Below are 17909 nucleotides of genomic sequence, written 5' to 3' on the forward strand. Positions count from 1 at the left end.
GGCCGGGGCGGCCTCCTGCTGGATCGCGGCGGGGGCCGGAGCGGCCGGAGCAGCCGGGGCGGGGGCGCCACCGCCACCACCGAGCAGCTGACGCAGCTGCTGGAGGTGCGACTGGATGCTGTCCCGCTGGCGGTTGAGCTCGTCGACCTCCTTCTTGGCGGCCGTCATGATCCGGTTGGCCTCGGACTTGGCGTCGCCGAGCTGGTGCTCGGCCTTGGACTTGGCCTCGGTCTCGATCTGACCGGCGTTCTTCTTGGCGTTGCTGACCAGCTGCTTGGCGTGGTTCTCGGCGTCGCGGCGGGTCTGCTCGGCCTGCTGGCTGGCCTTGGTGGCGCGCTGCTCGGCGCTGGAGGCGCGCTCCTCGGCCTCGTTGACCATCTTCTGCGTGGCGGCCTGGGCGGCGGCCAGACGCTCGGCGTCCTGACGCTCGGCCTCGGCACGGCGGTCGGCCAGCTGGAGCTCGAACTGGTCCTCGGTCTCGGTGCGGCGCGCCTCGGACTCGGCGTAGGCCCGCTCGGCGTTCTTGCGCAGCTCCTCGGCCTGGCTCTTGGCCGACTGGATCGTCTCGTCGCGCTCACGCTTGGCGGCGGCGCGGGCCTGTGCGCACTCACGCTCGGTGGTGGTGCGCAGCTTGGCGATCTCACCCTCGAAGGTGGCGCGCTTCTCGGCGATCTCGTGGTCGACGGCCGAACGCTTCTTCTGCACTTCGCGCTCGGTGGTCGAGGCCAGCTCGTCGGCCTCGCGGCGGGCGGTGGTGCTGATCTCCTCGGCCTCGGACTCGGCGCCCTGGCGCTGCTCGTCGGCCTCACGCTGGGCCAGCGTGCGGACCTCGGTGGCCTCCGACTCGGCGGCCGCGCGCATCTCGGCGGCCTCGATCTGGGCGGCCGAGCGGATGTCGTTGGCGTCGATCTGGGCGCTCTGCACCAGCTCGTTGGCCTGCTCCTCGGCGAGGCGCAGCAGCTCCTCGATACGGGAGCCCAGGCCGGAGTAGGAGGGGCGCTCCCGCTCCTGGAGCTGGCGGTTCTTCGCGTTCAGCTCGGACTTGGCCTTGTCGAGCTGCTTGTTGGACTGCTTGACCTCGTTGCGCAGCCCGTCCAGGTAGTCCTGCACCTGGGTGCGGTCAAAGCCACGCAGCACCACGTCGAACTCTGGCGGGGTGTTGTCTTCGTCGAAGATGTTGTTGAGCTGGGTGTCAATGTTGTTTGACGACATGTGGCGGAATCCTGAACGGGTGCGAGACGGCTACTTGCAAACTGCCGGGGGCGGCAGGAGGGCGGCTGCTGTGCCCCCGGGGGGCGGGTTTTCGCCCGGAGGGCGCGAGCCGGGACGCGGGCGGCCCGGTGCGACGGGGCTCCGAGCTCCCGTGATGACCCTGACCGCCTCCGACGGTCGCATGGATGTGGTGGACACCCGGATGCGACCGTCCCGGCTCACTGACCGGACTGCAAGACATGGACCACGCCGGACGCGAACACATCCGGCAGCTAGCCGACTTTATCAAGCAGGACACCCCTGGGAAGGGGGTTTCGGGCAACTTCCGGTGGGGTCCGTGGTCAACCGAGCCACGGGAACTCAAGCTGTGATGAGTCCGGAACTTTCCCGTGATGTGAATCGGCCGACCACTTCCCTCAGCATGGCGCTAGTGGGCGCTCTGCACCAACTCGGTGAGGACACCGCCGCAGTCCTTCGGGTGGAGGAACACGATCCGCGAACCGGCGGTACCGGAGCGCGGCTCGGCGTCGAGCACCCGTACCCCCTGTTCGGCTACCCCGGCGGCGCTCGCGGCCACGTCGCCGGTGCCGAACGCGATGTGGTGCACGCCCTCACCGTTGCGGGCCAGGAACTTCGCCACGGGGGAGTCCTCCCGTGTGGGCTCCAGGAGTTGCAGGTACGTGGCGCCGCCGTCGTCCGTGCCGTTGATCCGGAGCATCGCCTCTCGGACGCCCTGCTCCTCGTTGACCTCCTCGTGCTCCACCTCGAACCCGTACGTGGTCCGGTAGAACTCGACGGACGCGTCGAGGTCGCGGCAGGCGATCCCCACGTGGTCCAACCGGGTCAGACCCGCGAATGGGCCGGTGGGGCTGGGTGCGTCACTCACTGGCGAACCTCCCGAACGTCGCTGGGACCTGTGTGGGTATCGTTGCAGACCAGCTGAGACACCCATCACTTGGAGGCCAGTTAAGATGCCCGGTTCCGTCATCGTCGGTGGGGCCCGGACCCCGACCGGCCGTCTCCTCGGCTCCCTCGCCGGGTTCTCCGCCGCCGACCTGGGTGGCTTCGCTGTCAAAGCGGCGTTGGAGCGCGCCGGGATCAGCGGAGACCAGGTGGGATACGTGGTCCTGGGACAGGTCCTCCAGGCGGGCGCCGGGCAGATCCCCTCCCGCCAGGCCGCCGTGAAGGCGGGCATCCCCATGGACGTCCCGTCCGTGACCATCAACAAGGTCTGCCTCTCCGGCCTGGACGCCATCGCCCTGGCCGACCAGCTCATCCGCGCGGGCGAGTTCGACATCGTGGTCGCGGGCGGCATGGAGTCCATGACCAACGCCCCCCACCTGCTGCCCAAGTCCCGCAAGGGCTACAAGTACGGCTCCGTCGAGGTCCTGGACGCGACCGCGCACGACGGCCTCACCGACGCCTTCGAGGGCGACTCGATGGGCGCCTCCACCGAGCGTCACAACGGCAAGCTTGGCATCGAGCGCGCCGAGCAGGACGCCTTCGCCGCCCGCTCCCACCAGCGCGCCGCGGCCGCTGCCGAGCAGGGCCGGTTCGACGCGGAGATCGTCCCCGTCGAGATCCCGCAGCGCAAGGGCGACCCGGTCGTGTTCTCCCACGACGAGGGCGTCCGGCCCGACACCACCGTCGAGAGCCTGGGCCGACTGCGTCCCGCCTTCGACAGCGACGGGACCATCACCGCGGGTTCCTCCTCGCAGATCTCCGACGGCGCCGCCGCCGTGGTCGTGATGAGCCGTGCCAGGGCCGAGGAGCTCGGCGCCCCGATCCTCGCCGAGATCGGCGCGCACGGGAACGTCGCCGGCCCGGACAACTCCCTGCACTCCCAGCCCTCCAACGCCATCAAGCACGCGCTCACCAAGGCGGGCAAGGAGGTCGGGGACCTGGACCTCATCGAGATCAACGAGGCCTTCGCCGCGGTCGGCATCCAGTCCACCAAGGACCTCGGTGTCTCGGAGGACATCGTCAACGTCAACGGCGGCGCCATCGCGATCGGTCACCCGATCGGCGCCTCCGGAGCGCGGATCGCCCTCCACCTGATCCACGAGCTGCGTCGCCGCGGCGGCGGGCTCGGCGCGGCCGCGCTGTGCGGCGGCGGTGGCCAGGGCGACGCCCTGCTGTTCACGGTGCCCGGGGAGTAGCACCGCTCCGGTCCGTGCGCGGGCCGGTCGGGAGTGAGATCGTACGGGGCGGGGGCGTCGGGCCACCGCCCCGACACATGTCCGCAGGTCGAGGTCGAGGAGTCGCATGAACGCCCCCCAGCTGGTCGAACGGGTTCGCGGGGGTGACCGCCGGGCGCTGGCCCGCGCGATCACCCTGGTCGAGAACGGTGCCGCCGAACTGCGCGAGATCATGGCCGGGCTGGCGCCCCACACAGGCCGGGCCCGCGTGGTCGGCTTCACCGGCTCGCCCGGGGTGGGCAAGTCCACCACCACCAACGCCGTGGTGCGCGCGGTGCGCGCCCGCGGCCTGTCGGTCGCGGTCCTGGCGGTGGACCCCTCCTCGCCCTTCACCGGCGGCGCCCTGCTCGGTGACCGGGTGCGGATGCAGGAACACGCCACCGATCCGGGCGTGTACATCAGGTCCATGGCCAACCGCGGGCATCTGGGCGGACTGTCCTGGGCGACCCCGCACGCGCTGCGTGTGCTGGACGCGGCCGGGTTCGACGTGATCCTCGTGGAGACGGTCGGCGTGGGGCAGGCCGAGGTGGAGATCGCCGGTCTCGCGGACACGACCGTCGTGCTGAGCGCACCCGGCATGGGCGACGGGGTGCAGGCCGCCAAGGCCGGGGTGCTGGAGGTCGCCGACGTGTTCGCGGTGAACAAGGCGGACCGGGACGGGGCCAGGGTGACCCTGCGCGAGCTGCGGCAGATGGTCGCGATGAAGGACCGCTCGGACGACGAGTGGAAGCCGCCGATCGCCATGACGGTGGCTGCCAAGGACGAGGGGATCGACGAACTCTGGGGGCGGGTGGAGGAGCACCACGCGCACCTGGAGAAGTCCGGGGAACTCGTGTCGCGGCGCCGTCGGCGCGCCCGCGACGAGGTGGAGGCGATCGTGCTGGACCTGCTGCGCGCCCGGATGGGTGGTGTCGGCTCCGAGCACGGCCTGGACGAACTGGCCCGGGAGGTCGCGGCCGGTGAGCGCGACCCCTACGCCGCCGCCGACCTGCTCCTGAAGGAGCTCGGCGCCGACACGGGGGAGTAGCGCGGCCCCTGGTGGGTCGCCGGGGTTCCCGCCCCGAAGTACCGGAACGACCCCCGGACATGAGGCGGCCGGGACGGACCGTCGCACGTCGGTCCGCCCCGGCCTGGCGGCGGTGCTCCCCGGATCAGAGCACCGACGCCGCTGGTTCCCGCCACCGGCCTGGACCGGAGGCGGGGGTCCTCGGTCCTAGTCGCCGAGCGCCGTGTCGATGGCGGCCATCAGGCTGCCGTCGGTGTCGTCGCCGTCGATGGACCAGATCATGACCCCGCCGAGGCCGTTGTCCGTCACCCAGTCGGTCTTCTGGGTCATGGCGGTCTCGTCGTCGAAGGTCCAGAAGGTCTCGCCGTCGTAGAGCCATGCCGTTCCGAGGTCGTCGGAGCGGAACAGGTCGTAGCCGGGAAGCTCCTTGAGGTTGCGGTACTCCTCGCTGCCGTCGGCGTAGGTGCCGTGTGCGGGGCCCGCGGCGGTCTGGAAGAGCCCGTCACCCTCGGGGCCCGGTTCCACGCCGGTCCAGCCCTGCCCGTAGAAGGGCACGCCCAGGACCAGCTTGTCGGGGTCGACGCCGCGGTCGAGGTAGGCCTGCATGGTGGTCTGGGTGGAGATCACGTCACCGGGGTCGCGCGGGTCGGGCACCAGGTTGGACTGGTGGTTGGTGACCGACTCCCAGGTGCCGTGGTAGTCGTAGCCCTGGACGGTGATGTAGTCCATGTTGGGCATGATCTCGTCCAGCTCGAACCCGGTGTCGATGCGCCAGGGACCGGCGGGCATGAACGCGCTGATCTCGTAGTGGCGGTCGGTCTGCGCGCCGAACTCGTCCAGCTGGTCGCGGAACTCCTGGACCAGGGCGGTGAAGTTCTCCCGGTCCTCGGGACGGACCACGTTGTGCGGGTTGCCGTCGGAGGCCGGCCACTCCCAGTCGAGGTCGATGCCGTCGAAGACGCCGTAGCCGACGCCCTCGCCGCCCGCCCCGTCGATGACCGGGAGGTTCCCCTTCAGGTACAGGTCGACGCAGGAGCTGACGAGCCGCTCACGGGACTCGGGGGTGAGCGCGGCGTCGGAGAAGTGCTTGGACCAGTTCCAGCCGCCCAACGAGATGTTGACGATCAGGTTGGGGTACTGCTCCTTCAGTTTGCGGAGCTGGTTGAAGTTGCCGCGCAGGGGCTGGCCGGGGCCGTCGGCGGCGCCGTCGACGCTCTCCGAGGCGGGGACGGCCCGGCCGTAGTCCGCTCGGGCGTCGCCCTCCTCGGGCTCGTTGGTCATGAAGCACTCGCCGTCGGGTCCCACGTTGCCGAACGCGTAGTTGATGTGCGTGAGCTTCTCGGCGCTGCCCGAGTCGACGAGGTCGCGGACGCCGTAGCCGCGTTCCTCCACGCCCCACTGGGTGAAGTAGGCGATGCTGCGGCTGCCGTGCAGGGGGCCCTCATGGGGCTCCCCTGCGCACGGGGCACCGTTGACGGTGCAGTCGAGGAGGTGGCTGTTGCCGCCGGTGTGGACGCCGTTGAAGCCGAACTGGTAGGTGCCGCCGGCGGGGATCGCGGCGCCCCAGTTCGGCGGGGTCACGGTGTAGCCGTCCTGGGGGGTGCCCGCGAGGGTGGCGTTCCACAGCTGGTGGACGCTGCTGCCCACGGGGAGGTCGAACTCCAGGGTCCAGTCGGTCAGGTCCGCCCCGGAGGCGTTGTGGACGGTGATCTCGCCGGTGTAGCCGGTGTTCCAGCGGGCCGACTCGACGTAGGTGACCGTGAGGCCGGAGGGCTCGGCGCTCTCGGCGGCCACGGGCGGGACGAAGAGAGCGAGTGGCGCCACCAGCGCGGCGGCGGCCACCACCGAGAGGTGGTTTCTGAGTCGTCGTGAGCTCACGTCGCGAGATCTCCTCGGGGGAGGGGTCAAGGCCCTGGGGGCGTCCTGCGGCCCTGACGTGGGGGGATAAATTTTTAGGAAACTTAACTAATAATTACGGGCCCCGTCAACGCCCCGCCGGGAAGTTTTCACCGACCCGCACTGAATTCCCTGGGACGGACCGGCCTCCTCCAGGCGATCCGTCGAGTTGACGGGCCGGACCAGTGGCCCCGGGCGGGAAGTGTCCCCTTCCGGCCACGGAACCCCCCTTGCCAGTGAGGGCGCGCTGTGCTTCCCCATCCGCAGCCGACCCCGAGCGCCGTCCAGCGCCCGCCCGACACGGCCTAGAGTGACGGCGTGGGAAACCCTTTGAACCTTCCGTTCGACCCGATCGAGCGCGCTCACGACAACTGGAGTCAGAGATGGGGAGCCTCGCCCGCCATGGCGGCGGTCACCTCCCTCATGCGCGCGCAGCAGCTCCTCATCGGCGAGCTGGACGGCACTCTCAAGCCGTTCGGCCTGACCTTCGCCCGGTACGAGGCGTTGGTCCTGCTCACCTTCAGCTCCTCCGGCTCGCTGCCGTTGGGCAAGATCGGTGAGCGCCTGATGGTGCACCCCACCAGCGTCACCAACACCATCGACCGGCTGGAGGGGCAGGGCCTGGTGCTCCGACGCCCCAACCCGAGCGACGGCCGTGGCGTGCTGGCGGAGATCACCGAGGCAGGGCGCGAGGTCACGGAGGAGGCCACCCAGGCACTCCTCGGTATGGACTTCGGGGTCGGCTGCTACTCCGACGAGGAACTCTGGGGCGTGCACCAGCTGCTCACCCGGCTCCGGGTGGACTTCGGTGACTTCCCCGCCCCCGTGGCCGAGGCGGCGGAGCGACGCTGACCGGGCAGTCCTCCCGCGCGCGTGCGCCGGGAACGCCCTGTCTGTACTTATTTAGTTGGACGTCCTACTATCTCCGTATGGCGAACACCACAGGAGAGCCCACCGACGGCGGCGGGGCCCAGGAGATCGAGGCCGGGCGCGACCGCTGGCAGCGCCGCTACGACTCCGCCCGCAAGCGCGACGCCGACTTCACCACGCTCTCCGGGCGGCCCCTCGAGCCCGTCTACGGGCCCCGGTCCGGCGCGGAGGTCCCGGGCTTCGAGCGGGTCGGCTGGCCCGGCGAGTACCCGTACACCCGGGGCCTGTACCCCACCGGTTACCGGGGCCGCGCCTGGACCATCCGCCAGTTCGCCGGGTTCGGCAACGCGACGCAGACCAACGAGCGCTACAAGATGATCCTCGCCCAGGGAGGCGGAGGGCTCTCGGTCGCCTTCGACATGCCCACCCTGATGGGCCACGACTCGGACTCCCCGCAGGCCCTCGGCGAGGTCGGGCACTGCGGCGTGGCCATCGACTCCGTCGCCGACATGGACCTGCTTTTCGACGGCATCCCCCTCGGGGAGACCACCACGTCGATGACCATCAGCGGACCGGCCATCCCGGCCTTCTGCATGTACCTGGTCGCCGCCGAGCGCCAGGGCGTCGACACCGGCGGCCTCAACGGCACGCTCCAGACCGACATCTTCAAGGAGTACATCGCCCAGAAGGAGTGGCTGTACCCGCCCGAACCCCACCTGCGCCTCATCGGCGACCTGATGGAGTACTGCGCGGAGCACATTCCCGCCTTCAAGCCGCTCTCCGTCTCCGGCTACCACATCCGCGAGGCGGGGGCCACGGCCGCACAGGAGCTGGCCTACACCCTGGCTGACGGGTTCGGCTACGTGGAGCTGGGCCTGTCCCGGGGCCTGGACATCGACCGCTTCGCTCCGGGGCTCTCCTTCTTCTTCGACGCCCACATCGACTTCTTCGAGGAGATCGCCAAGTTCCGCGCCGCCCGCCGCATCTGGGCCCGCTGGATCCGCGACACCTACGGCGCGAAGACCGAGAAGGCCCAGTGGCTGCGGTTCCACACCCAGACCGCCGGGGTCTCGCTCACCGCGCAGCAGCCCTACAACAACGTGGTGCGCACCGCCGTCGAGGCGCTCTCCGCCGTGCTCGGCGGCACCAACTCACTGCACACCAACGCCCTCGACGAGACGCTGGCCCTGCCCACGGAGCAGTCCGCCGAGATCGCCCTGCGCACCCAGCAGGTCCTCATGGAGGAGACCGGGGTGGTCAACGTCGCTGACCCCCTCGGCGGCTCCTGGTACGTGGAGGCGCTCACCGACGAGATCGAGGCCGAGGCGGAGCGGATCTTCGAGCAGATCCTCCGCATGGGCGGGGGAGAGGACGCCGAACACGCGATCGGTCCGATGACCTCCGGAATCCTCGCCGGGATCGGGAACGGCTACTTCAGCTCCGAGATCGCCGAGTCCGCCTTCCAGTACCAGCAGGCCCTGGAGAAGGGCGACAAGCGCATCGTCGGCGTGAACTGCCACACCGCGACCGTCTCCGGCGAACTCGACATCCTCAAGATCAGCCACGAGGTCGAGCACGAGCAGAAGCGCGCCCTCACCGAGCGAAGGGCCGCCCGTGACAAGGACGCCGTGGATCGCGCCCTGACCCGCCTGTTGGAGGGCGTCCGCGCGGACGACGGCAACCTCATCCCGCTCATCATGGACGCCGCCCGGGCCGAGGCCACCCTCGGCGAGATCTGCGCCACGATGGGCGAGGAGTTCGGCGGATACACGGAGGACCCGCGGTTCTAGGAGTTCGGTGCCTTTGCAGAGGAACCTTCGGTGTCTGCGGTGTGATGGCTCGTTCCTCGCGATCCCACCTCCACCACCTCCAGAACCCTCTCCGGCGGCCTCACCTTCTTTGGGCCTCCGCTTCGCTTTGGCCCGGGTCCGGCGCCTTTGCAGAGGAACCTTCGGCGCCTACGGTGCGATGGCTCGTTCCTCGCAATCCCACCTCCACCACCTCCAGAACCCTCTCCGGCGCCGAACGGGCAACCCCTTGTGGCCCAGGTGTCCTCCGTCTGTCCGACTGCGGCTGAGGCGGGCGGCCATCACGGCGGTGCGTTCGCCGAGGGCTTCCCGGGGCGGTCCTCGTACCGCTCCGGGATGCGGCAGGATAGGGAACATGCAGCCTTCGGACTTTTCACCGAACAGTGCGGTTGACCTCGGGGCGCGCAAGGCGGCCTTGGAGCGTGAGGCCAAGCAGCGCGCCGAGGAGTCGGCCGGTCGAACCAACCCCTACTCCGTCAACGCCGACGAGTCCAACTTCCAGCAGGTGCTGGAGCGGTCCATGGCCGCCCCGGTCGTGATGGCGGTGCTGGCGAGCTGGTCCGAGCAGTCCAGGCAGGTCGAGGCGATCCTCGACAGGCTCTCCCAGGGCTCCGGCGGCAACTGGCTCCTGGCCAAGATCGACAGCGACGCCAGCCCGCAGCTGGTGCAGGCGCTCCGGGTGTCCGGGACCCCCACGATCATCATCGCGGTCCAGGGCCAGGTCATGCCCCTGATGCAGGGACCGGCCAACGAGGAGCAGCTGCGCGACGCCCTGACCCCGGTGTTCGGCGCGCTCGCCCAGCAGGGCATGCTGCCCCCCGACCACCCCGGCACGGTGGACGGCGACCCCTCCGCCATGCCGGAGGAGGCCGAGCCCGCCCCCCAGGAGGACCCGATCACCACGCAGGCCCAGACGGCCCTGGAGCGCGGTGACTTCGAGGCCGCCGCCGCGGTCTTCGAGAAGGCCCTGGAGGACGACCCGAGGAACGCCGAACTCAAGGCCAACCTCGCCCAGGTCCGCCTGGTCGGCCGTCTCCAGGAGGTGGACGGCCCCGCCGTGCGCCAGGCGGCGGAGAACGACCCCGCGAACGTGGAGGCGCAGATCACCGTCGCCGACATCGACATGTACGGCGGCGACTACGAGGCGGCCTTCGACCGGCTCGTCGAGACGGTCCGGCTGACCTCGGACGGCGAACGCGACCGGGTGCGCGGGCACCTGCTCGCCCTGTTCGACCTGCTGCCCGCCGGTGACCCCCGGGTGAGCGCGGCGCGCCGCAAGCTCACCTCGGCGCTGTTCTAGCCCGATGGGACCGGCCCCGGGACGACGGATCTCCGTCGTCCCGGGGCCGGTTCTTCTTCTGGGGGATTTCCTCCCGATGTTTCACCAAGAACAGTAAAACGGTGCGTATTTACCGATTTGGAGATGGCGGGGATAGCGCTCCCGCTGCGGGGTAGGAGCTGGGGAGAAGTTCCGTCCGACGTGCGGCCAACCCGGGCAGGTGTCCCATGGCGACCAACGACGCTCGACCAGCGCACGACGCTGCTCCCGTGGTCACGATCTCGGCGACCTTCGGCGCGGGCGGCAGTGTCGTCGGCCCGGCCGTCGCGGCCAGGCTCCACGTCCCCTTCCTCAACCGCGCGGTGCCCAGCGCGGTGGCGGCCGAGATCGGCTGCTCCCTCGACGAGGTGCTCCAGCGCGACGACCGCACCCCCGGCGGGTTCGAACGGCTGCTCGCCAGCGCCGCGCGCCTTCCCACAGTCACCCTCGGCAGCGTGGACTCCGGTTTCGTCGGCACCACCGACAAGGAGGGCCGCCTCCTCTACGATCACGAGTTCGTCGAGCAGACCGAGCGGGTCATCCGCGACGTCGCCCGCACCGGCGGTGTGGTGCTGGGTCGGGCCGCCGCCGTGGTCCTGGCCGACCACCCCGGCGCGCTCCACGTACGCCTGGACGGGGACCGTGAGGCCCGCCTGCGCAGGGCGCGAGGCCTGTGGGAGCGGGGCGACCCGGAGGAGTGCGGCGGCCAGGGCTGGGGTCCGAGCCCGCCCACGCTCCGGCTGCTGGACGACAACGACCGCGCCCGAGCCGCCTACGTGCGCCGCTTCTACCGCACCGACCCGGCCGACCCCGGTCTCTACCACCTGGTGGTCGACTCCACGGCGCTCTCCACCGACGCCTGCGCGGACGTGGTCGTGCGCGCCGCAGCCGACCGGGCCCGGGGCTAGGTCGTGTTATTTGAGTTCTTCCGGGCTCGCGTCCACCAGGCTGCCTCTCGCTGTGTCTCTGCGCTCGTGAAGCACAACCAGGCTGAACTTCGCACATCGTCTTGCGAGAGATTGCCTGGACGGCCGCTCGCTGATCCGAAAGCCTTCTAGAAAACACTCCCTGGGGGCGGGCGAAACACCCCGACAGGCGTCAGGAATTAATGCGATTTTTTCCGAAGGCGTTAATTGTCACCTTGTGCTGACGTTACCCGCTTGACTCGGGTAAGGTGAGGCGACTCGGTTGTGGGCTCCCAAGTACCGCCCCCGCCCGGCAACCGAGCCCCGCGCCGGACGCCCGATGACCGGGTGTTCCACGGCGGGACGCGCAACCGTCACGGACCAGGGTCCGATCGGCGCGCAGGCGCCGACGAGGTTCCACCGGGCCCGGCCACGGAGTGCAGGCCGTGCGCCCGATCCCCGGTGGAGGAGTCCCGACGTCGGTCCGTACGTCCACGGGAGGGGCCGCCGGTGTGCCCCGCGGACGCATGACATCAGCAAAAGCCAAGGAGCAATACGTGGCCACCCTTCCCAGCGTTTCGTACTCCATCACCGTCCGCCTCGAACTGGACGCCGGAGGGAGCGCTGTCGGCAGCCTCACCAACGCGGTGGAGCAGGTCGGCGGCATGATCACCGCCCTGGACGTGGCGGCCGCTGGGCACGAGCGCATCCGCATCGACGTCACCTGCGCCGCCCGCGACACCGAGCACGCCCAGGCCATCGTCGACGCCCTCGGCGGGGTCGAGGGCGTCGTGGTCCACAAGGTCAGCGACCGCACCTTCCTCATGCACCTCGGCGGCAAGATCGAGATGAAGTCCAAGGTGCCGCTGCGCAACCGCGACGAGCTCTCCATGGCCTACACCCCCGGTGTCGCCCGCGTCTCCCAGGCCATCGCCGCCAACAAGGACGACGCCCGCCGCCTCACGATCAAGCGCAACAGCGTCGCCGTGGTCACCGACGGCTCGGCCGTCCTGGGCCTGGGCAACATCGGCCCCGAGGCCGCCATGCCCGTCATGGAGGGCAAGGCCGCCCTGTTCAAACGCTTCGCCGACATCGACGCGTGGCCCATCGCCCTGGACACCCAGGACGTCGACGAGATCGTCCGCACAGTGCAGCTGCTGGCCCCGGGCTTCGGCGGCATCAACCTGGAGGACATCTCCGCCCCGCGCTGTTTCGAGGTCGAGGCCCGCCTGCGCGAACTCCTCGACATCCCCGTCTTCCACGACGACCAGCACGGCACCGCGATCGTCGTGCTCGCCGCCCTGCGCAACGCCCTGCGCGTGGTCAACAAGAAGCTCTCCGAGGTCCGCATCGCCATGTCCGGCGCCGGCGCGGCCGGCACCGCCATCCTCAAGCTGCTCATGCACGCCGGAGCGCGCGACATCATCGTCAGCGACGTCCACGGCGCCGTGCACGCGGGCCGCGAGAACCTGGACAGCAACCTGCGCTGGATCGCGGAGAACACCAACCCCGAGGGCTACAGCGGCGACCTCAAGGGTTCCGTGGCCGGGGCCGACGTCTTCATCGGCGTCTCCGCCCCGAACCTGCTCGGCGGTGACGACATCGCCGAGATGAACGAGGACTCGATCATCTTCGCCCTGGCCAACCCCGACCCCGAGGTCGACCCCGAGGTGGCCCACCTGCACGCGGGCGTGGTCGCCACCGGCCGCAGCGACTACCCGAACCAGATCAACAACGTCCTGGTCTTCCCCGGTTTCTTCCGCGGTCTGCTGGACGCCCAGAGCCACGTCGTGACCTCCGACATGATGGTCGCCGCCGCCGAGGCGCTGGCCGACGTCGTGACCGAGGACGAGCTCGGCCCGAACTACATCATCCCGAGCGTGTTCCACGCGGACCTGTCCACCCACGTGGCCACCGCCGTGCGCGAGGTGGCCCAGCGCGGCCAGTCCGAGTAGCGGTTCGGTGGTCCTCCCTGCCAAGGGGCGACCACCGGGCGGGTTTTCCGGGTAAGTGTGGAGCATGGACCAGTCGACACTCACCGGACGCCTGCTGGTGGCCGCCCCCCTCCTCCAGGAGGACTCCTTCCGCCGATCGGTGGTCTTCGTCGTGGACGACGCCGACGACGGCACCCTCGGGGTCATCCTCAACCGACCGCTGGAGCTTCCGGTGGACGAGGTGGTGACGGACTGGGGCGCCCACGCGAGCGCGCCCCCGGTGATGTTCTCGGGCGGGCCGGTCGGCACCGACTCCGGGATCGCCCTCGGTGTCGCGCCGCCGGACGAGGCACCGCCCGGCTGGGCACCGCTGGAGGGGGCCGCGCCCGGGCCGGAGCTGGCCGGGGTCGGCCTGGTGGACCTGGAGGCCCCCGCCGAAGTACTGGGGGCGGCACTGGTTTCCCTGCGTGTGTTCGCCGGGTACGCCGGATGGAGTGCCGGGCAGCTGGCGGGGGAGATCGAGGACGGCGCCTGGTACGTGGTGGACGCCCTCTCCGACGACCTCTTCGGGGGTTCCCCCGAGACGCTGTGGCCGCGGGTGCTGCGTCGCCAAGGTGGCGAGATGGCCCTGTTGTCCACCTATCCTGACGATCCCACCATGAACTGAGCGGTTTGCCGCGGGCTTCGAAGTGGGGCGCGTCACCCTATACCGTGGTAGACGGACGTTGAAAGGTGTGAGGACGATGTCGATGGATGTCCTGAACAAGGTTCTTCCGGACAGCGAGACCAGGCCGGACATCTCGCACGACGACGGGGACCGGGAACGGTTCGCCCACTACGTGCAGAAGGACAAGATCACCCAGAGCGCGGTGACCGGTGATCCGGTGATCGCCCTGTGTGGCAAGGTCTGGGTGCCCAACCGGGACCCGAAGAAGTTCCCCGTGTGCCCCGACTGCAAGAGGGCCTACGAGGAAATGATGAAGTGACGGCCACTCGTGGCCGGCAAGCGGAAGGGCCCTGACCCACCCCCTCGGGTGAGCCAGGGCCCTTCGTGCCGTCAGGGGTCGGGGACCCCGGTGGATCAGGCCTCGGCGCCCGCGCGTCGGCGGGAGGCGATCAGGGCGGTCCCGCCAGCGGCCACGGCGACCGCCGCGGCGGCCAGGAGGCCGGTCAGCGCCACACCGGTGTTGGGCAGGCCGGGCTTGTCGCCGCCGTCACCCGGGCCGGGCGTGGGGTCGGGGGTCGGCTTGTCGTCGCCACCGCCACCGGTGCCGCCGCCCGGGACCTCGACGTCCTCGTCGACGCTCACGGTGAGGCTGATCGGGTCGAGCTGCTCACCGGCGCCGTAGAAGTCGGCGAAGGCGGGGACTCCGTCGGCGGTCAGCGTGGCCGGGATCGCGTCCCAGGACAGGACGCCCTCGTCCAGCTCGTGGGAGACACCGGACAGGTCCAGGTCGGCGAAGGCCACGTCGTCGTAGGTGACGAGCTCCTCGTCGGTGAGGGACTTGCTCACCACGTCGGCGTACAGGGTGCCCGTGTCGCCGTCGATCTCGACCCGGGGGTCGGCGACGGTCATGCGCAGCAGGGGTTCGGCGTCGCCGTAGACGTGGCCCTCGAACAGCACGGTCCCGGTGAAGTCGATCTCGGCGACCTCCTCCTCCAGGTTCACGCGGCCCGTGCCGTCGGTGAAGGAGAAGGTGTCGTCGTCGTTGCGGGTGGCGCCGTCCTCGGTGCGGATCGTGCCCTTGGCGATGTTGCCCTCGATGTAGGTGCGGAAGGACTCCTTCACGCCCCAGTCGGCGCGGCCGTTGTACACGGTCAGGTCGCCCTCGGGGGTCTGGCCTCCCTCGCCGTCGCCGTCCTCCCCGTCGCCGCCGTCCTCGCCGGTGGCGAAGGAGACGGGGGTCCACACGTCCTGGTCACGGTTGTCCAGGTCGTTGCGGTCGTTGAACACCGCCACGTAGCACTGGTTCTCCAGGCAGTCGTAGGCGGTGCCGCCCTTCTCGAACGCGCCGACGACGTCGAGGTCGGTGCCGAACGCGCCGTCCGCGTCGGGTGCGGTGCCCTCACGCAGCCACACGCCGCTGCCGAACCAGTGCTGCGGGTACGAGGAGTCCGACCGCGCGATACCGGTCAGCGCCACGTACACGCCCGACCCGGGGCGGAACCCGGTGCCGTCCACCCGGACGGTCTGGCCCTCGGGGTCCAGACCGGTGGTCTGGCTGACCAGTACCTCGGGGGCGAGGACGGGCTCCTCGGGGTCGGTGGGGTCGGTCGGGTCGGTGCCCTCGACCACCTCGGCGGTGAAGGACAGCGGGTCCATGGCCTCGCCCGCCGGGTAGAAGCTGGCGAACGGCTCCACGGCGTCGGCGTGCAGGGTCCCGGCCTCGGAGGTGAAGGTGATCTGGTCACCGTCGACACCGATCTCGGCGCCGGTCAGCTCCGCGACGGCCACCTCGCCGTACTCGACGAGATCACCGGGCGGCAGCGACGGGTTGGCGCCCGCGAACTCGCGGCTGGTGACGTCCGCGTGGACGGTGGCCGCGCCCTGGCCGTCGAACTCCACGCGCGGGTCGTTCACGTGGATCTCCAGGACGGGGCCCTGGCCGTAGTCGTGGCCGGTGAAGACCACTCCGCCGGAGAAGCTCACCTCGCCGGAGGAGTCCTCCTTGGAGACGGTTCCCTCGGCGGTGGGGAAGTCCAGGGTTCCGTCGGTGTTGCGGCTCGCACCGTCAACGGCCTCGTAGCCGCCGTGTGCGATGGGGCTGGACACGTAGTTGCGGAAGGACTGCTTGACGCCCCAGGTGGCGGAGCCGTCGGCGACGGAGACGGGTGCCTCGTCGGCGAGGGCCGGTGCGGCGCCCAGGGAGAGCGAGGCACCGAGGGCGGCCGCTCCCGCGAGGGAGACGAGGGAGCGCAGGGGGCGGCGCAGTGCGCCGGTCCCGTCCGCTCTCGTGGCGGTGGTGCTCATGGGATGAGTGTTCCTATCGACTCGGGGGATGGACGGATGCCGGTTCCGGTCGCGCACCGGGTTCCGGGCGGGGAGTGGGGCAGCGGTCCCGAGGGCTGAGCGGGCGCTGGCGGAGCCGCTGAGGGAGAACGTGGTCAGTGGGGCCGGGACCGACCAGGCGGGGTCCCGGCCAGGGGTGCCTAGGTGGTCGCGGGGCCCTGGGGTGTGCCACGACGGCGTGCGGCGAACAGCGCCACCGCGCCGGTCAGGACGGCCACCGCGGCGGCCAGGACCAGACCGGTCAGCGACGATCCGGTGGTGGCCAACGGCCCGCTGGCGCCCCCTCCGGCGCCGCCGGAGCCAGCACCGCCCGAACCGGACGCCGGGGTGTCGCCGCCGGTGTTCCCGGAGGCGTTCGCGCCCCCGCCGGACGCGGTGCCGTTTCCGCCGGACGCGCCCGGGTCGCCGGTCTGTCCGCTGAAGGTCACCGGGACGAACACGTCCTGGCCCCGGTCGCTGGAGCGGGTGTGGTCGTTGCGGGTGATGACGGCGCAGTCGGTCGAGGCGGAGAGACAGTCGGTGTGCTCGTCCGACCCCTTCACCGTGAGTTCCACGGTGAACCCGCCGTTGGTCCCGCCGCCGGTGTAGGGAGTGGCCAGACCCTCGCCGTAGGGCGGCGGGTTGCTGGAGACCCAGACGGAGGCGCCGCCCTCGCCCTCCATGTCCACGCCGCCGATGCAGGGGCTGGGTGCCTGGGTGGAGCTGGCGTTGGCGGTGTCGCACAGGGCGACGTAGACGCCCTTGGAGGTGTCGTAACCCGTGCCGGTCACGGTCACCTTCTCGCCGGAGGGGTCGAGCCCGCTGGTCCTGGAGACCGTGAGGGTCGGGGTGCCCGGGGTTCTGGGCAGGGTCTGCGGCGCCGACTGGGGCCGGGGCGCGCTGGGCGCGCTGGGCGCCTGGGGCTGGGTGCGCGGCGCGGCCTGCGCGGCTGGCGCCGCGAAGCTCACGGGGACCACGCCCACGACGGGAGCGCCCGGGGTCTGTGCCGGGGCGATCACGGGCGCGCTGCGGCCGGGGCCGGGAGCCGAGACGACCTCGTCCGCCCCCGCGTCCCGGGTCTCAGGCGCGGTGTCGCCCTCGCCCTCCCCGGAGCCGGGTTCCCGGCCCCCGGGTGTCTCGGGAAGGGGCGCCTCGGGTTCGGGCGCTCCGGCGATCTCGGTCAGGACGATCTCGAACGGGTCCTCGGCGGTGTCGAGTCCGGCCTCGTCGGCGAACCCGACGCCGGTGAGGAGGTCCGCCGTGAACAGGCCGCGCTCGTCCACCTCGACCCGCACGGCGTTCTCGGTGTCCAGCACGGCGGAGTCGTCGGGGTCCGGGGTCGGGGCCGCCTCGGCGGGCAGGGCCCGGGTGGCGATCTCGATCATGCTGCCGGGGTCGTGCCCGATCCCGGACACGGTGACGGTGTCGCCCCGGGGGTCGAGCCCCTCGGTGCGGTCCACGGCGGTGGTCCGGGGATGGACTGGTTCTTCGGCCAGGGCGGCGAGCGCCGTCGCGGGCATGGCGGCGGCCAGGATCGTCGCCGCCGCCACGGCGGCCAGGGATGGGAGAAACCCACGGAGGGGAACCGCAGCTTGCATCAGGGGCCTTCGCGTTCGTGCGGGCCGGACGGTGTCCGTCACCCGCGAGACCTGGGGAATCGGGTTTAGGTTATGCTTACCTAGGCTAAGTGAGCCTTACCTAACTCAACCCCGCGCTGGAACAGTTGAACACCGCACCGTCCGGGTTGTCAAGATGATGACGACCTGTCGTATA

The 17909-nt window shown here is 70.8% G+C and carries 14 protein-coding genes; 9 read left to right on the top strand and 5 right to left on the bottom strand.

Translation table 11 applies throughout. The features are described from left to right. A partial coding sequence (locus tag ADX84_RS18520; protein ID WP_049576529.1) for a DivIVA domain-containing protein occupies positions 1 to 1212 on the bottom strand: 1212 nt, incomplete at its 3' end. A 427-nt stretch (positions 1213 to 1639) separates the two neighbouring features. Further along, the gene (gene mce, locus ADX84_RS18525) at positions 1640 to 2098 is read right to left on the bottom strand and encodes a methylmalonyl-CoA epimerase (protein WP_049576536.1); all 459 of its coding nucleotides are present in this window, start codon (positions 2096 to 2098) and stop codon (positions 1640 to 1642) included. Positions 2099 to 2183: 85 nt separating this feature from the next. Here mce and ADX84_RS18530 point away from each other — a divergent pair, with 85 nt between their 5' ends. After that, on the top strand, positions 2184 to 3371 hold the full coding sequence (locus ADX84_RS18530) for an acetyl-CoA C-acetyltransferase (RefSeq protein ID WP_049576539.1): 1188 nt from the start codon (positions 2184 to 2186) through the stop codon (positions 3369 to 3371). A gap of 106 nt (positions 3372 to 3477) precedes the next feature. Further along, positions 3478 to 4437, top strand: coding sequence for a methylmalonyl Co-A mutase-associated GTPase MeaB (gene meaB, locus ADX84_RS18535; protein ID WP_049576542.1), 960 nt, complete (start codon positions 3478 to 3480; stop codon positions 4435 to 4437). A 186-nt stretch (positions 4438 to 4623) separates the two neighbouring features. Here the strand turns inward: meaB and ADX84_RS18540 are convergent, their stop codons facing one another. Beyond that, a complete protein-coding gene (locus ADX84_RS18540; protein WP_049576544.1) occupies positions 4624 to 6294 on the bottom strand; it encodes a glycosyl hydrolase family 18 protein in 1671 nt (556 codons plus the stop codon). 348 nt (positions 6295 to 6642) lie between these two features. Between ADX84_RS18540 and ADX84_RS18545 the strand changes: the two genes are divergently transcribed. The 7 genes from ADX84_RS18545 (at position 6643) to ADX84_RS18575 (ending at position 14133) form a co-directional block, all read left to right on the top strand. Beyond that, positions 6643 to 7164: a MarR family winged helix-turn-helix transcriptional regulator gene (locus ADX84_RS18545; RefSeq protein WP_017546104.1), complete on the top strand. Its 522-nt coding sequence runs from the start codon at positions 6643 to 6645 to the stop codon at positions 7162 to 7164. 77 nt (positions 7165 to 7241) lie between these two features. After that, entirely contained in the window at positions 7242 to 8972 is a 1731-nt protein-coding gene (locus tag ADX84_RS18550) for a methylmalonyl-CoA mutase (protein ID WP_049576547.1), read from the top strand. Between the two features lie 373 nt (positions 8973 to 9345). Further along, positions 9346 to 10290, top strand: coding sequence for a tetratricopeptide repeat protein (locus ADX84_RS18555; RefSeq protein ID WP_049576550.1), 945 nt, complete (start codon positions 9346 to 9348; stop codon positions 10288 to 10290). A 206-nt stretch (positions 10291 to 10496) separates the two neighbouring features. Continuing rightward, positions 10497 to 11216: an AAA family ATPase gene (locus ADX84_RS18560; RefSeq protein ID WP_049576555.1), complete on the top strand. Its 720-nt coding sequence runs from the start codon at positions 10497 to 10499 to the stop codon at positions 11214 to 11216. 554 nt (positions 11217 to 11770) lie between these two features. Further along, positions 11771 to 13168 carry an NAD-dependent malic enzyme gene (locus tag ADX84_RS18565; protein WP_049576559.1) on the top strand — a complete coding sequence of 466 codons (1398 nt, stop codon included), beginning with the start codon at positions 11771 to 11773 and terminating at the stop codon, positions 13166 to 13168. 64 nt (positions 13169 to 13232) lie between these two features. Then, entirely contained in the window at positions 13233 to 13814 is a 582-nt protein-coding gene (locus ADX84_RS18570) for a YqgE/AlgH family protein (RefSeq protein ID WP_049576562.1), read from the top strand. A gap of 76 nt (positions 13815 to 13890) precedes the next feature. Next, positions 13891 to 14133, top strand: coding sequence for a DUF3039 domain-containing protein (locus ADX84_RS18575; RefSeq protein WP_017546110.1), 243 nt, complete (start codon positions 13891 to 13893; stop codon positions 14131 to 14133). Between the two features lie 95 nt (positions 14134 to 14228). Here the strand turns inward: ADX84_RS18575 and ADX84_RS18580 are convergent, their stop codons facing one another. Both ADX84_RS18580 and ADX84_RS18585 read right to left on the bottom strand, forming a co-directional pair. Next, positions 14229 to 16118, bottom strand: a complete 1890-nt coding sequence (locus ADX84_RS18580; protein ID WP_049576567.1) for an HtaA domain-containing protein — start codon at positions 16116 to 16118, stop codon at positions 14229 to 14231. A gap of 179 nt (positions 16119 to 16297) precedes the next feature. Beyond that, a complete protein-coding gene (locus ADX84_RS18585) occupies positions 16298 to 17686 on the bottom strand; it encodes a cell wall protein (RefSeq protein WP_082206605.1) in 1389 nt (462 codons plus the stop codon). Between the last annotated feature and the right edge of the window lie 223 nt (positions 17687 to 17909).

The organism is Nocardiopsis sp. SBT366, from assembly GCF_001083815.1.
Classification (GTDB): Bacteria; Actinomycetota; Actinomycetes; order Streptosporangiales; family Streptosporangiaceae; genus Nocardiopsis; species Nocardiopsis prasina.